The sequence below is a fragment of the Nonomuraea sp. NPDC049695 genome (assembly GCF_040674955.1).
Lineage (GTDB): Bacteria > Actinomycetota > Actinomycetes > Streptosporangiales > Streptosporangiaceae > Nonomuraea > Nonomuraea helvata.
In genome coordinates, this window is the sequence record NZ_JBFANV010000024.1 from 87,010 (window position 1) to 102,748 (window position 15,739).

Sequence of the window (15,739 nt, forward strand, 5' to 3'; positions counted from 1 at the left end):
AAGGGTGTGCCGGATCGCCATGATCTCTTCTCTTTCGGCCGCTTCTGGTCGCTCGCCGCGGCGAGCGGTGTTGTACCCGAGCTCGTTCCTCGCTCCGGCGTTCGCGGTACTGGCCGTGTTCTTCTTCCTACCGACCGTCTTCAACTTCGTCTACGCCTTCACGGACTGGTCGGCCTTCCATGACGACATCCGCCCCGTGGGGCTGGCGAACGTCAAGGCGGTGCTGTCCAACGGCTCCCTGCTGTCGTCGCTGCGGATCACCATCGTCTACGCGGTCCTGGTGGCGGTCATGCAGACGGGGTTCGGGCTGGGGCTGGCCCTGCTCCTGGAGCGCGACACCCGGATCAACCGGTTCGCCAGGGTCGTCTTCTTCATCCCGGTGCTGATGTCCGCCCTGGCGGTGGGGTACACCTTCCAGGCGCTCCTCAAGCCCGACGGTCCGCTCAACGGGCTCCTCGGCGCTCTGTCCGGCCAGCAGGTGACGATCCCCTGGCTCGGCAGCACCACGTGGACGGTGGTGACGGTGGCCTTCGTGAACTCCTGGAAGTGGATGGGGCTGGCGATGGTGATCTTCCTCGCCGGTCTCAAGACGATCCCGGCCGACGTGCTGGAGGCGGCCAGGATCGACGGTGCCGGCAGGTGGAGGACCTTCCGATCGATCCGGTTCCCGCTGATCGCCCCCGCGGTGACCTTCAACGTCGCGACCGCGCTGCTGGGCTCCTTCAACGGGTTCGACACGATCCTGGCGACCACGGGGGGAGGGCCCGCACAGCAGACCGAGGTGCTCGACATCTACATCTTCCGCGTCTACGGCAACGGCCTGTTCGCCCAGGCGACCACGATGAGCCTCGCCCTCCTTCTCCTGGTCGCTCTGCTGGCCTTCCCTGTCATCGGCTACCTGCGCAAGAGGGAGCGTGTCCTGTGAGGATCTCCGCCCGGGGCTGGTCCCGTCTCGTTCACCCGGCCGTCGTCGTCATCCTGACCGCCGTCGTCATCGGAATCCCGTTGTGGCTGGCCCTGGTGACCTCCGCCAAGTCGCAAGGCGAGGCGAACCTGCCCGACCTGTCCCTACCACGGGTGTGGCACCTGTGGGACAACTACTCCCAGGCGTTCACGCAGGGCCGCATGCTGTGGGCGCTGTTCGGCAGCCTGCTGGTCATGGTGCCGTCCGTCGCCGGGGTGCTGATCTTCGGCTCGCTGGCTTCATGGGTGCTGGCTCGGCGGGCAGGGCGCGTCATGGCTGTGCTCTACTCAGCTGCGATCAGCGGGATCATCCTGCCCCCGGCCGTCGTCACGATCGTGCTGCTGCTCCGGCAACTCCACCTGGCCAGCACGCCGATCGGCATGATGCTGGTCTACATGGGCATGTACATGTCCCTGGTGATCTTCTTCGTCACCGGTTTCGTGCGGACCATACCGGTCGAGGTGGAGGAAGCGGCCCGCATGGACGGCGCACGGCCGCTCGGCATCTTCATCAAGGTCGTCCTGCCGCTGCTGCGCCCGGTCATCGCGACCGCCACGATCCTCATCTGCCTCTACATCTGGAATGACGTCTTCTACGCCTTCTTCGTGCTCGGCGGAGGGACGTACTCGACACTTCCCCTGAACCTGTACTCGGTGGCGAGCAGCAACCTGTATCAGAACAACTGGAACCTGGTTTTCGCCTACGTCGTGCTCATGAGCCTGCCGCTGGTCGTCGTCTTCGTCGTCGCCCAAAGACGGATCATCTCCGGCATCACCGGAGGAGCCGTCAAGTGACGGTGGTCCATTGCTGGTTGGCCGGCGGCGTCGGGCGGCCGGCGCGACCTGTACCTGCGCGGGTTCATCGGCGAGGTCGAGCACTTCCTGCGATGTGCGCGCAAGGGGGTATCGCCCACGTCTCGAACTCGCGTAGGGCATGAAGCATGCCGCAGCCTGGGTCCGATGTCCATGGATCGTCGTTCCTTCCGGTGGATTCCCCCTGGCAGGCCGGAGGCGGAATGCGGTTTCCCAACGGTCGAGATCAGTGAGGCAAGACAGAGAACGTTATCTGCAGATCGTAGTGATACAGGCCCGATGACCCAGATTTCGTTATCAGGATGTTATGAAATATCCGCCCAGAGCCCCATAGTGCACTCGTTCTGGACCGATGGTACGGAACCGGAGAAGTAGAGAACGGTTGCTATGAAACTCTTGACCGTTTCGACCACTCCCGGCATCCTCGACGTCGAGGCAGGCAAGCGCTTTCCTGCGTAGCCGCCTGAATGGAGGACCGTGCCATGTTCGGTGTTCTGCGAAGAGTCTGCTTCGACCAGAACGTGCGAAGACGTCGACGTCCGAATCCGACTCCAGCCGCCGCAGGCGTCCACATCCGAGGACTCGGCGCGTTCGCCGCAGCGCTCCTGCTCGTCACCGGACTCCTCTGCGCGGCAGCCCGGCCGGCCGCCGCGCAGGATCTCGGCACGTGCGCCCTGACATTCCAGCCCACCGTCAGCGAGCAGGGGTTCGTGCACCCCGGCGTCGGCCTGACCCAGCCGATCCTGGAGAACGCCCGCCGGCAGATCGCCGCGGGCGCCGAACCCTGGACCTCGTCGTTGAAGGCGATGCAGCGGTCGTCCGCGGCTGGGACCGGGGTGACCTCGTCCAACCGCAGCAGCGCCGACCCGACCAAACCCGCCTCCGACGCGTTCAACAGCCAGGGCTTCAACGGCCGCTTCATCGCCGACGGCCTCAAGTCCTACACGCAGGCGATCCTCTACGTACTCACCGGCGAGGAGGTCTACCGCAAGAACGCCCTCGACATCATCCGCATCTGGGAGCAGATGGACCCCGGCAAGTACGAGTACTTCACCGACTCGCACATCCACACCGGCATCCCCCTCAACCGCATGGTCTCCGCCGCCGAGCTCCTGCGCTACACCTCGTGCGCCGACGAGGCACACCCCTGGACCGACGCGGACACGCAGTCGTTCACCGACAACCTCGTGGTCCCGGTCATCAAGACCTTCCAGAACGACAACAACCACTTCATGAACCAGCACAACTACCCGCTCATGGGTGCGATGGCCGGCTCCATCTTCATGAACGACACCGCCCTCTACAAGCGGTCGGTCGAATGGTTCACCGTCAACGCCACCGCGAAGGACCAGGGCTTCAACGGCTCGATCAAGCGGCTGTTCCGTTGGGTCGACACCAACGACGCCACCGGCGACCCGATCGACGACCCGCACGTCCAGCATGCCGAGATGGGACGCGACCAGGCCCACGGCGGTGGCGACCTCACCAACGCCGCGATCATCTCCCGCATGCTGCTGGCGCAACAGACGAAGGTCGACCCCGACGACGGCACCGTCTCCGACGCCCCGGACGCAGTGGGTCCCTATGAGTTCCTCGGCGACCGGATCCTCGCCGCCGCCGACTATTTCTGGCGATTCATGCTCGGCTTCGACACCCCGTGGACCCCGATGGCGTACGCCATCTCGCCTGACGGCACCATCCGCGACACCTACAACCACATCTCGAACAGCTACCGCGGGCGCTATAACACCGCGAGCTTCTGGGACATCTACTACTATTACGCGTTCACCCGCGGCAAGGACGTCAGAAAGCTCGCACCATACTTCGCCGAGGCGTACGCCAAGCGCAACGGCCCCCTGTTCTACTACGGCGGCGGCCTCAACAACGCGTGGGACAACGTGGACGGCGGCGGCGACTCCTGGCTCTTCGCGCCCGCCTCGGCGGCCGGGCAGACCGTGCCGCCGCTGCAGGACAGCCCGACGATCCTCGAAGTCGAGAACAAGTACACCCGGCTCTCCGGCGACGTCGAGCACGGAACCGACGCCGGCACCGCATACGTGCGGATGTCCACCGCGCGCCCCGGCTCCGAGATCGCCTACCTCAGCGGCTCGAGCAGCAAGCAGCTCCTTGCCTTCCGGGTCCGCACCGACGGCGAGGTCCGGCTGCGCATCGACCGCCACGACGACCGCACGATCCTGGTGCCGGACACCCGCCGCGAATGGCGGTACGTCATGTACCCGCACTCCATCGGGGACATGCTGTTCATCCAGGCCACCGGCGACGGGGCGACCGTCGACATCGATCGCATCACCACGAACGCCGCCGCCGAACTGACACCACCCACCTTCGACGACACCTCGACCGCCCGCATCGTGAGCTGGAAGGGCGCGACCGCCACGGCCGACCTCTCCGCGCGCTACGCCGGCGCGGACGATCTCGCCTACACGGCGCAGGGACTGCCCGCCGGGGCGACCCTCGACGCCTCCACCGGGCAGCTGACCTGGACGCCCGCCGCGGCCGGCTCGACCGTCATCACCATGACGGTCTCCGACGGCACCACCGTGGCGAGCCACCACGTCGTACTCGCCGCCGCCCACAACCGCTCCGGCGCGCTCGCGCTCGCCCAGCAGGGCCACGACGCGGACGCCAAGTACGTCTCCGACACCGAGGCCGCCTTCCACCAGGCACTCACCACTGCCCAGGCCCTGGGCAAGAAGGGTACGGACGACGAGTACCTCGCCGCGCTGACCCACCTCGTGACGGCGGTCGACGGTCTCGCCCTCGTCTCCCCGCACACGGCCGCGGACCGCAGCCTCGACTATCCCTCGCTCGTGGTCACCTCCACGGCCGGGGCCAACATCGGCAACCTCGTCGACGGCGACAACCAGTCGGGAACCGGGTACGCCCAGGCGGTCAACCTCTCTCACACCTTCGACTTCGGGCTCGACTTCCGAGTCTCGGCGACCCGCTTCGGATTCCAGAGCAACATCTTCGCCGACCGGCTCGCGAACTCCACCGTCTACGGCTCGAACGACGGCAGGAACTGGACCCGGCTGACCCCGGGCGTCACCCGGTTCACCCAGGACTTCAACACCCTCGACGTCGCCCGCGATCTACGCGACCGACAATTCCGCTACATCAAGGTTCAGCTGCTCCAACCCCTGCCGGACGTGCTCTACGGCATCGTCCGCAACCTGTTCGAAATGACCGAGTTCCACATCTACGGCGACCGGCACGAGATCGGCAACGTCGTCAAGGCGACCTCGATCGCCTCCGACCAGGCCATCGCAGGCAAGATCATGACTGGCGACACCGTCGACGTCTCGGTCACCGCCAAGAAGCCGATCCAACAGGTCACCGTCACCGTCCAAGGTGTGACGGCGAAGGCGAACTCCGACGACGGCGTCACCTGGACCGCCTCAGTCAAACTCGACGACGTGGCCCCCGGCGACATCCAGCTCGCGGTCGACTACCTCGACCCCAACGGCAAGCCCGGGCCGACCGCCTACGGCACCACCGACGGATCGAAGCTCTACATCGCGGGCGACCCCGCGCACTTCATCGACGTGGCCAAGCAGGCCGCTGTCACCGCCTCCGACAAACAGTGGCCGGGCACCGGACTGGGCGCCGACGCGGTCGGCTACCTGCTCTTCGACCGCGACCCCGACACGTACGGCGACCTGAACACCGGACCAGGCGCGTACTACGACATCGACTTCGGCGCTCACGCGACCGTGCGGCCCGACGAGGTCCTGATCCTGCCGAGGGCCAGCCACCCCCAGCGGGCCAACGGCACCGTCGTACAGGGGTCGAACGACCGCCAGACCTGGACCGACCTCACCAAGCCACTCACCGGGGCCGTGGCAAACGGCTGGAGCGACCAGCCCACCTCGGGCGAAGACCACTACCGGTACCTGCGGATCTACAACGCCACAAGCTGGTACGGCGACCTCTCCGAGGTCGAGCTCTACGGCGACATCAAGCGCGACGCATAGTTCGGCTCGAAGGCGCGTACGCCCGACGACGCCACCACGGGGAGCGTCTCGCGGTCCCGCCGGCGATGGCCGGACGGTGGCCACACCACCACGACCACCTTCTCTCGCGGCCGCTCCGGTGATCACGTTCTTGGTCCGAACAAGATCCTCACGGGGCGGCCGCGCCCGCCCGGGAGCTAGGAAAACGTTGTCTGAATCGGCCTGCCTCCTTGACCGGCAAAGTCCCCGAAACACCAGATTTATCCGGGTGACATCTTGCCTCGGGCTACCGCCAGGTTCTAACTTCCGTAGAGACCGTTTTCTATCGGCGACTCCCCGTTCCCGCCGACCCGCGCGGCGCGTTCCCCCCTTACGGAGAGGTGTCCTCATGGCCCGTAAGCAGCTGAAAGCCGCAGCTGTGACCATCCTCGCGACGTCCGTCACCCTGACCGGCTGCGGCGGCGGGCAACCCGCCGCACCCCAGAGCAAGGGATCGGTCACCATCACCTGGTGGTCCTGGGACGAGCACAAGTTCCTCGATCCGATCGCCGAGAAGTTCAACGCCACCCACGACGACATCAAGCTCAAGGTGGTCAAGCAGGCCGACCTTCCGGGCACCGCGGCGAACCTGCGCAATGCCGTGGCCGCGAAGCAGGACGTGCCCTGCCTGGTCAAGAACGTCGGCGAGGTGCCAGGACTGGCCGGTGAAGGGCTGCTGGAGGACGTCACGGAGGAGTTCGAGCCGTACACCAAGAAGGGCCTGTACAACGAGCCGGCCTACGCAGGCGCGCAGGCCGGCGGCCGCTACTACGGCGTCCCGTCGGGGTTCAACCCATCATTCATGATCATCAACCGGGCCGTCTACGACAAGTACGGCATCGCGCCGCCCAAGACCTGGGACGAGCTGATCGCGGCGGGCAAGGAGCTGAAGAAGCACGGCGTCTACGTGATGAACCTCGCCGGCGAGGACCCCTCCACGCTGGTCAACCTGACCCAGCAGGCCGGCGGCACCTGGTACAAGGTCGAGGGCAACACGTGGAAGGTGGACTTCCTTTCGCCCGAGACGCTCAAGGCCGCTGAGGTCATCCAGCAGCTGGTGGAGAACGATCTGGTGGCGAACCAGACCTACCAGGACCGGCCGGCGCTCATCGCCTACTTCGACTCCGGCAAGATGGTGTCCCTGCCCACCTCCACCTGGCAGCTCGGCAACTACGAGCTCAACTACAAGAAGTCGCTGGGCGACTGGCAGCCCATCGACCTTCCGCAGTTCACCGGCGCCCCCGCGTTCGTCACGAACGCGCACGGCAGCGCCATCCTGGTGCCGAAGGGCTGCCAGAACGTGAAGGAGGCGGTCGAGGCGGCCGTCTGGATGACGACGAGCAAGGAAGCCGTCGACGCCAGTTACCAGGAGGACACCAAGCAGTACGCCTGGCCGGGCGCCATCCCGGACCCGAGCCCCTGGGTCGACTCCGCGGTGCCGGCGAAGTTGTTCGGCGAGCGCCGCGCCGAGGCCAAGGACGTCATCCTCAAGGCGGTCAAGAGCGCCCGTGACCCCTGGGTGGTGGGCCCCAACTACACCGGCGTGTTCACCGAGCTCCAGGACCAGTGGGCGCAGATCGTCACCAAGCGGATCACGGTGCGCGAGGCGCTGGAGCACATGCAGAAGTTCACGGTCGACGACCTCAAGGCCAAGAACATCAATGTCCAGGGCTGACAGCATGGCCGCGCCCGGCGTCATGACCTGGCGGCGGATCGCGGCGATCAAGGGAGCCTCCTTCACCGTCCCGTTCTTCCTCGGGTTCGTGCTGTTCACGGCGGTGCCGATCGTCCTGGCGCTGCGCGAGAGCATGTACACGACCAAGAGCTCCGGGCTCGGGTTCGGCGAGAAGACCATCGAGTTCTCGGGGCTCGCCAACCTGCTGAAGGGCATGGGCGACGAGCGGTTCTGGGCAGGGATGGGGCGGGTGGCGCTGTTCGCGGCGATCAGCATTCCCCTCATCCAGGTCGCCAGCATCGCCCTGGCGCTGCTGCTCGACGCCGCCACCCGGAAGGTGGCGGCGCGGTTCCGGCTGGCGCTGCTGATCCCGTACATGATCCCGGGGATCGTGGCGACGCTCATCTGGATCTACCTCTACAGCCCCGACGTAGGGCCGCTGACGCCGTTCTTCGCGCTGTTCGGGGTGGACGCCGACTTCTACAGCGGCGACCTGATCTGGGTGTCGATCGGCAACCTGATGGCGTGGGGCGGCATCGGCTTCAACATGCTCATCGTGTACGCCGCGCTGCAGGCCGTGCCTCGGGAGATCTTCGAGGGCGCCCGCGTGGACGGGGCTTCGGAACTGCGGATCGCCTGGTCGATCAAGGTGCCGTTGATCCGGCGGTCGCTGGTGCTGACGACTGTGCTCAGCATCATCGGCACGCTGCAGATCTTCAGCGACCCGATGCTCTTCCGGTCGATGGCGCCGGAGACCGTCACCCGCGACTTCACGCCGATCATGGGCATTTACGACTGGGCCTTCGCGCAGGGTGACTTCAACTACGCCGCCGCCCTGTCCATCATCCTGGCCCTCGTCGTCGGCCTGGCGTCGGCGCTCTTCTATCGGTTCACGGACAAGGCGCCGACCTCATGACCACGACGCTCGACCGCCGTACCGTCACCGGCTCCCCACCGCGGCAGCCGGTGGCGCCGCACAGCAAACGTACGAAGGCGACGGTGCTGTTCGGGCTGATCGCCTTCACCGTGTACTCCGTGGCTCCCCTGTGGTGGCTGATCGTGGCCGCGACGAAGGGGCAGAGCGACCTCTACACGACCAACGGGCTGTGGTTCGCCGAGTTCCGGCTGCTGGACAACTTCAGGGAGCTGTTCACCTACCAGGACGGCATCTTCCTGACGTGGATGTGGAACACCGTGGCCTACAGCTTCGCCGGGACCGCCGGAATGACGCTGATCTGCGTGGCCTGCGGCTACGGCCTGGCGATGTACCGCTTCCGGGGCCGCGGCGTGATGATGGGCTGCATCATCGGCTCCTTCCTGGTGCCGCACGCGCTGCTCACCATCCCGTCCTTCCTGCTCTACACGGACCTGCGGATGATCGACACGCCCTGGGCGATCATCGTGCCGAGCTTCTTCAGCGCCTTCTCGGTATACCTGGCGAAGGTCTACGCCGAGGGCGCCATCCCGCACGAGCTGCTGGAAGCGGCCCGGATCGACGGGGCCGGCGAGTACCGCGTCTTCTTCGTCATCGGGGCGCGGCTGATGTCCACGGGCGCGGCGACGATCTTCCTGCTCGGCTTCGTGGGGTCGTGGAACTCCTTCTTCGGCCCTCTGGTCTACCTGCGCAGCCAGGACAAGTGGACGGTCATGCTGGGCCTCTACTCGTGGCTCAAGATCAAGGTGGACAACTCCACGGACCTGACCGGGCTGGTCGTGGTCGGCTCGATCGTCTCGCTGATTCCCATGGTGGCCTTGATGGTGTCCATGCAGCGCTACTGGCGCTCCGGCGTCACCTTGGGCAGCCTCAAATAGAGTGCCGTTGGAAAACGTTGTCTATACTTCGGGATCATGGCCAGGAGAGACGAGCACCGCCAGAACACGATCCGGGACGTCGCGGCGCGGGCCGGCGTGTCCGTCTCCACCGTGTCCAGGGTGATGGCCGGCGACTACCCGGTGGCGCAGGCCACCAAGCTGCGGGTGCAGCGGGCCATCAAGGAGCTCAACTACGTGGCCAACACCCACGCCCGCGCGCTGGTGGCGGGCAGCACCCAGACGGTGGCGTTCATCGTCAACGACGTGCGCGGACCCGCCTTCGCCGCCGCCGTGCACGGGGCCGAGCAGGAGGCGGCCCGCCGCGGGCGGCTGTGCCTGGTGTGCACGACCGAGGGCGCTCCCGAGCGGGAGCTGGCCGCCATCCACCTCATGCGCGAGCAGCGTGCGTCGGCGGTGATCCTCATCGGCGGGGCGGTCGACGAGCCTGCCTACCGCACGCGCATGGCCGAGATCGCGCACTCGCTGGACGCGGCGGGGTCGCGGCTGGTCCTGTGCGGCCGGCCGCCGATCGGCGCCGACATGCCGGTCACGGTCGTGGAGTACGACAACGAGGCCGGCGCCTACGCCGCGACAGCTCACCTGCTGTCCCGCGGGCATCGGCGGATCCTTTTCCTGGGCGGCGGGCCGCCGGGGTTCACCACGACCGCGGGCCGGCTGGCGGGTTACCGGCGGGCGCTGGAGGACAATGGCGTGCCCGTCGACCCCGAGCTGATCGAGACCAAAGTGCAGTTCAGCCGGGCGTCCGGCTATGAGCACACGCGGCGGTGGCTGAGCTCGGGGCCGCCGTTCACCGCGATCTTCGCCGAGACGGACATCGTCGCGGGCGGTGCGATGGCCGCGATCTTCGAGTCGGGTCTGAGCGTGCCCGAGGACATTTCGCTCGTGGGATACGACGACATATCGCTGGCGACGGACCTGCGGCCGCAGCTGACGACCGTGCGCGTGCCGTACGAGGAGCTGGGCCGCAGCGCCGTGCGGCTGGCATTGGAGCTGAAAGAGGAGCGGGCGCGCAGCGGCTCGGAGCAGCACGCCGTGTTCGGCACCCACGTCGTGGTGCGCCAGTCCGTCGCGCCACCCGCTCGCCAAGGTGTCAGGCCCAGGCGGTGACGGCCGTGAAGGAGCTGTCGTCGCGGAATCCGCTCGTGCCGTCGCAGGCGTCCACCCAGAGCTCGTAGTCGCGGTGCCGCAGGAAGCGGCCGGGATAGTTGCTCGATTCGAGCCGCACCGAGCCGCTCGCGGTGCCGGGGACGGCGTAGAAGGTGGCGTCGCTCTTGAAGGTGGCCGTCCCGTCGTCGGCGGCCAGGCACACGCGGAAGTCGTAGTGGCGCAGGTACTGCCCGTTGGGCGCGCAGGGAGCAGCCGTTCGGTGCGGCGAGGCCCCCCACGATCGTGGGCCCTGGCGTGCGTGAGCGTGCCGAAGCCGGCCTGGTCAACGCCATCGACGGTCACGCCGACACAGCAGTGTCGCCGGTGCCCTCGAGTCGAGGGCTCGTTACGAGGCTGACACAGACGGGCTTGACCCTGACACCGTGTCAGGCGGCACGGTGCAGGGCATGTCTGTCACCTATGTCGGCTCCGGACCGTACTGCTACGCCAATTCCCTCGCCATGGTCCTGGGCGGCGAGGCGCCGGCTCCGGCTGTGATCGAGGTCCTGACGGGCTCGCCGTACGGGATGCAGCTGATCGGCGGGCGTCTGCCGTTGTTCGACGCCTTCGGCTGGGACCCCGAGATCGGGCTCGACACCGCGATCGGCCTGCTCGGCTGGGAGTGTGAGCGCGCGGACGGCGGTATGGCGGCAGCAGCGCTCGATCGGCTGCGCCGGGCCTGCCAGGACGGCCCGGTGCTGGCCGGGCCGCTTGAACTCGGCTTGCTGTCGTACCAACCTGGGTCGGGCAAGGCGGTCGGCGCCGACCACTACGTGGTGGTGCTGGAAGTGGGCGACGACACCGTGCTCGTGCACGACCCGCAGGGCTACCCGTACGCCACGCTGCCGGTGGACGCCTTCGCCGAGGCGTGGCGCGGGGAGTTGATCCCCTACCTGAAGCGGCCGTTCCGGATGCGGCACGCGTTCACCCGGCGCAAGCAGGTCGGCCGGGAGGAGGCGGTGCGGCGCTCCCTGCCTGCCGGGCTGGCCTGGCTGGCAGGACGGACGGATGTGGAGGTCCCTCCTGGCACGCTCGGGCAGGCCGAGGCCGCCGAGCGCACGGCCGAACTGGTGGAGGAAGGGCTGGATCCCGAGATCAGGACGCTGTGGCAGGCGTTCGCGGTGCGGGTAGGCGCCCGCCGCCTCAACGACCTGGCGGCCTGCCTGTCGCTCCTGGGCCTCGACGCGGGCGCGACCGTCGCCGCGGAGCAGGCCCGTATCGTCGGTGGCCTGCAAGGCCCGCTCGTGTCGGGCGACGACGTGGTGCTCGCGGCCGGCCTGCGCCGATTGGCTCCGACGTACGAACGGCTGCGTGCCGCCCTGATCTCCGGCGAGGGGGCGTCCTGGCTAGCCGAGAAAGACCACCTGGAAGCTGGTGTTCGACAGCGCCGCGAAGCCGCAGGGCTGGGTGCCGAACACGTACTGGCAGGGCCCGGGACCCCAGGAAGTGATGTCTCCGTCGGGGGTCAATCGCACGGTTGATCCGACGGGCACCATGTACTGGCAGTTCGAGACGGAGCAGGTGCCGGTCGGTGATCCGTTGACGAGGACGCTGACAGAGCCGTAGGCGCCGCGCAGTTGCAGGTTCACGGCGACGTCCGCGAAGGCGCGGGCCGCGTGGGCGGGGAGAACGGCCGCGACGATCAGCGCGGATGCGATGAACGATGCCGCTCGCCGCCGTATCCGCCGCATTCGCCGCATGTCGATCCGGCCGTGAGCGGAAGTCGATGCTGTCATTGGCGTGGACCCTCCGTGAATGTTCGACTGACTTGTCCGTGATCAGGGGTGAGGGTGGTCGGCTCCGGATACCGGCCACCGATACGCCGACCGTGAGGCGTCATGCCCCCGCTCCGCAACGGCCGCCGAAGCATCCGTACAAGCCCGTACAGAGCGGCTGTCACCAGTTGTGATCAGCCGGCGACATACAGGTGGCGCCCGCCGATGGCCGCGTAGCCGCACGACTGCAGAGGAGGCCGGGTGTCCGAGACCACCGGCGCCGATCCGGGCTGTCCTGATCCGAGCCGTCCTGATCCGCGCGAACTCCTGGCGAGTGGCGATCACCAGGACGACCCCGAGAAGAGGGAGCAGGGATATCTCATGCCGTGCCCGCTGGTCAGTCGGGACTCGGTGGGGCCGCCACCGCGGTGAGACACGGCGGCGACCCAGTTCACAACCGCGGTCGGGACACCGCCTTGACAAGCTTTTTTGTCGGTGCCATCGTTTCACCATGCACGAAGTCGCGGTGATCGAAGATGCGGCGGCGGCCGAGGCGTCGCTCGACCCCATGCGGTCGAAGCTGCTGGCCGCCCTGGTCGAGCCGGGCTCGGCCACGTCGCTGGCGGCCAAGGTCGGGCTGGCCAGGCAGAAGGTCAACTACCATCTGCGCACGTTGGAGCGGCACGGCCTGGTCGAGCTGGTCGAGGAGCGCAGGAAGGGCAACGTCACCGAGCGCGTGATGCAGGCCAGCGCCGCGTCCTTCGTCATCTCACCGGCCGCGCTGGCCGCCGTCCAGCCCGACCCGGGCAGGTCGCCGGACCGGCTGTCGGCGCGCTGGCTGCTGGCGCTGGCCGCGCAGCTCGTACGCGATGTCGGCACGCTGATAACGGGGGCCGCCAAGGCGCAGCAGCGGGTGGCGACGTTCGCCATCGACGGCGAGGTGCGCTTCGCGTCAGCGGCCGACCGGGCGGCCTTCGCGGAGGAGCTTGCGCAGTGTGTGACGGAGCTGGTCAGCAAATATCACGACGAATCCGCCGAGGGCGGGCGCGATCACCGGCTGATCGTCGCCGTGCATCCCGCCGTGAAGAAGGAGCGCTGAGCGTTGGGCCACTCGTTCGAACTGCCCCATGAGGCCCTGGTCGAGGCGGCACCCGAGGAGGTGTGGGAGGCGATCTCGACGGGTCCGGGCATCGACTCGTGGCTGGTGGGGCGGAGCGTCGTGGCGGACGGCGTCGTACGCACCGCGTTCGGCGGCGGCGAGATGCCCCCGTCCACGGTGACCGCCGCCGAGCCGCTCCAGCGCTTCGCCCACAGCAGCGACAAGGCGGACGACGGGCGGTTCGTCGCCTACGAGTTCCTCGTCGAGGGCCGGGGGCAGGGCAGCACGCTCGTGCGCATGGTGACCAGCGGATTTTTGCCGGGGGACGACTGGCAGGACGAGTTCGAGGCCATGTCGCGCGGGATGGAGATGTTCTTCGCAACCCTGGTCGAATACCTCTCTCACTTCGCGGGACGGACCGCGCGGCCGGTCACGGCGTTCGGGCCGATGGTCCACGACTGGCCGCGCGCCTGGGAGACCCTGTACGCCGCCCTGGGCGGGCCGCCGTCCCCCGGCGACCGGGTGCGTGTCGGCCCGGCCGAGGGAGTCGTGTACTTCCGCAACTCCCAGACGCTCGGGATCCGCGCCGGCAATGCCCTCTACCGCTTCCTCCAGGGGTTCAACGGACCCATGATCGCCGCGCACGTGCTGTTCGACGGGGCGGACGAGGGGCCGCTGTGGCAGGCCTGGCTGGAGAAGCTGTACGCGGACGGCGGCGCCTGACGTCCGGGCCGAGTCGGCCACAGACGCGTCGCGCGGATCGTGTCGACCGTGACGACGGCCCGTGGGTTCAGCTGCCTGGCGTTGTCGCCGGCCGGCCGACCCGCGAACACGTCGTCTTCCCGCCACGGGTGCCGCCTTGTGTCGCCGTCAGCCACAGCCCGTCGGGAGACCAGTGGACGAACGCATCAGTCAGCGGTATCTCCATGAGTATGTCGCCGTCCGCAAGCCGGAGCACGGTCAGCGCTTCCTTGCCGCCGACGGCGAGGTAGCGCCCGGTCCGATCCACGGCGAGGGAACGCACCGGTTCGGGGCCGCAGGACGCGTACGACCGGTATCCCTTCTTGATCGTCTCGGCGATGACACCGGCCGTCGGATCCACTGCCAGGATGTCGCCGGCCGTCGCGATGTAGAGCCGAGAGCCGTCCAGGGCGAATGCCGCAGCCGTCAGAACCCCGTTCACCGCCGGTGACTGCTGTGTTCGGTCATCGTCGCCGATGATGACCGTGCCGTCCGCCGACCGGCTCAGCCGGTACCGGCCGTCGGCGGAGCGGGCCAGCCACCGCTGCGACGGCGCCGCCACCACCGCTCCCGCGTCCATGTCGTACGCCCACGACGGTGAAGCCGGCGCCTGCGGCTGCAGCACGACCACCGGCCGCCCCGGCAACCAGTCCACCGCCGATGCGGACACGCCGGAGGATGTGCGCAGCCGTTCGGTCCACCCGGGAACGTCATAGACGACCAGCTCGCCCGCCCCGCTGGCAACGGCCAGCCATCGGCCGTCAGGCGAGACAGCCGATCCGGCGGCGGTCTGCGCACCGGCTCGGTCATCGTCGTCGTAGTCCACCGCGAACACGTCGATGGTGGCGGCAGGCGGGCGAGGGTCCGGCATGAACGGCGCGTCCTCGGGACGCAGCCGGTCGGCCTGGGTCGGGTACGACGTGGTGGTCCAGCTCTGGCCCAGGCGCAGGTGTGCCAGCCAGCGGGGATCGGTCACCCACACGTCATAGTCGGTCTGGACCAGCAGCTCTTCGTCGGTGAACCAGTCCAGGTCGTAGTGTCTGGTCGGCAGGTTGGCGATGTCCGTCTTGGTGAACGGCACGTTCTTCGACGTCACCGCTTCGAACCGCTCGATGAACAGCCAGGTGTTGCCGTCGACCCAGTCCTCGTCGAGGATCTCATCCAGGCTGACCTGCTCGCCCAGCGGTCCGCCGTCGTCGAACCGGGTGTCGGCCTCGTCCCACAGCACACGCAGGAAGAAACTCGCATCGCCATCCAGCAGCGCCTGGTCGTACTCATCGGCGTCGTAATACGTCACGAAGACGCGCAACCGAATCCGGCGCCGCTCCGGCTCCAGCGCCATCACACGGATCCCGTACAGGTCTGTACTCATCACACTCCCCGTCGCGACTGATCAGCGGTCAGCCTTGGTCAAGTACGGTTCGCACATGAAGTCGAGGGATTCTTCCGGGCTGCCGGTGAACCAGAGCTGGTCTTCGTAGCTCTCCTTGCGCCACTTGTAGATGGCCAAGTCCCAGCGGTCGGGCGAACCGCCATAGCGCAGGCGCATCGAGGGCAGGACATCGCCGTTGGTCAACTTCACGCTGATGTAGCCGTACGACGCGCGAAAGCGCACGTGAACCGCGGCCAGTTGAGGCCAGCTCTGCCTGGCGTGCGCGCGGAGCCGCTGGCGCAGAGAAGTCTTGACGGCGTCGGGGATGACGGACATGGCCGACATCTTGCCACTCCCCTTTTCTCGCGT

Annotated in this window: 13 protein-coding genes; 10 read left to right on the forward strand and 3 right to left on the reverse strand. The window is 67.8% G+C overall.

Features of this window, described 5'->3' with window-relative positions; all coding sequences use genetic code 11:
• Positions 1-67: 67 nt before the first annotated feature.
• The 7 genes from AB0J64_RS22190 (at position 68) to AB0J64_RS22220 (ending at position 10,404) form a co-directional block, all read left to right on the forward strand.
• Positions 68-925 (forward strand): sugar ABC transporter permease, encoded by an 858-nt coding sequence (locus tag AB0J64_RS22190; RefSeq protein ID WP_364029545.1) that lies wholly within the window; start codon positions 68-70, stop codon positions 923-925.
• Positions 922-1,758, forward strand: coding sequence for a carbohydrate ABC transporter permease (locus tag AB0J64_RS22195; RefSeq protein WP_364029547.1), 837 nt, complete (start codon positions 922-924; stop codon positions 1,756-1,758). The genes AB0J64_RS22190 and AB0J64_RS22195 overlap by 4 nt, the downstream gene beginning before the upstream one ends.
• Before the next feature lie 500 nt (positions 1,759-2,258).
• Positions 2,259-5,771, forward strand: coding sequence for a putative Ig domain-containing protein (locus tag AB0J64_RS22200; protein WP_364029549.1), 3,513 nt, complete (start codon positions 2,259-2,261; stop codon positions 5,769-5,771).
• Positions 5,772-6,138: 367 nt separating this feature from the next.
• Complete coding sequence (locus AB0J64_RS22205; protein ID WP_364029551.1) at positions 6,139-7,464, forward strand: extracellular solute-binding protein; 1,326 nt, start codon at positions 6,139-6,141, stop codon at positions 7,462-7,464.
• A complete protein-coding gene (locus tag AB0J64_RS22210) occupies positions 7,451-8,380 on the forward strand; it encodes a sugar ABC transporter permease (protein ID WP_364029553.1) in 930 nt (309 codons plus the stop codon). Before AB0J64_RS22205 ends, AB0J64_RS22210 begins: the two co-directional genes overlap by 14 nt.
• Positions 8,377-9,276, forward strand: coding sequence for a carbohydrate ABC transporter permease (locus AB0J64_RS22215; protein WP_364029555.1), 900 nt, complete (start codon positions 8,377-8,379; stop codon positions 9,274-9,276). Before AB0J64_RS22210 ends, AB0J64_RS22215 begins: the two co-directional genes overlap by 4 nt.
• A gap of 36 nt (positions 9,277-9,312) precedes the next feature.
• Entirely contained in the window at positions 9,313-10,404 is a 1,092-nt protein-coding gene (locus AB0J64_RS22220) for a LacI family DNA-binding transcriptional regulator (protein ID WP_364029557.1), read from the forward strand.
• Here AB0J64_RS22220 and AB0J64_RS22225 read toward each other — a convergent pair.
• Complete coding sequence (locus tag AB0J64_RS22225; RefSeq protein WP_364029603.1) at positions 10,388-10,627, reverse strand: AbfB domain-containing protein; 240 nt, start codon at positions 10,625-10,627, stop codon at positions 10,388-10,390. The genes AB0J64_RS22220 and AB0J64_RS22225 overlap by 17 nt on opposite strands.
• A gap of 223 nt (positions 10,628-10,850) precedes the next feature.
• On the opposite strand from AB0J64_RS22225, the gene AB0J64_RS22230 reads away from it, so the two are divergent.
• The 3 genes from AB0J64_RS22230 to AB0J64_RS22240 all read left to right on the forward strand — a co-directional run bounded on the left by AB0J64_RS22230 (position 10,851) and on the right by AB0J64_RS22240 (position 13,980).
• Positions 10,851-11,924: a hypothetical protein gene (locus AB0J64_RS22230; RefSeq protein WP_364029559.1), complete on the forward strand. Its 1,074-nt coding sequence runs from the start codon at positions 10,851-10,853 to the stop codon at positions 11,922-11,924.
• 745 nt (positions 11,925-12,669) lie between these two features.
• The gene (locus AB0J64_RS22235; RefSeq protein WP_364029561.1) at positions 12,670-13,257 is read left to right on the forward strand and encodes a helix-turn-helix domain-containing protein; all 588 of its coding nucleotides are present in this window, start codon (positions 12,670-12,672) and stop codon (positions 13,255-13,257) included.
• Between the two features lie 3 nt (positions 13,258-13,260).
• Entirely contained in the window at positions 13,261-13,980 is a 720-nt protein-coding gene (locus AB0J64_RS22240) for an SRPBCC domain-containing protein (RefSeq protein WP_364029563.1), read from the forward strand.
• A gap of 67 nt (positions 13,981-14,047) precedes the next feature.
• Here the strand turns inward: AB0J64_RS22240 and AB0J64_RS22245 are convergent, their stop codons facing one another.
• Positions 14,048-15,370: a hypothetical protein gene (locus tag AB0J64_RS22245; protein ID WP_364029565.1), complete on the reverse strand. Its 1,323-nt coding sequence runs from the start codon at positions 15,368-15,370 to the stop codon at positions 14,048-14,050.
• A gap of 21 nt (positions 15,371-15,391) precedes the next feature.
• Positions 15,392-15,706, reverse strand: coding sequence for a hypothetical protein (locus AB0J64_RS22250; RefSeq protein WP_364029567.1), 315 nt, complete (start codon positions 15,704-15,706; stop codon positions 15,392-15,394).
• Between the last annotated feature and the right edge of the window lie 33 nt (positions 15,707-15,739).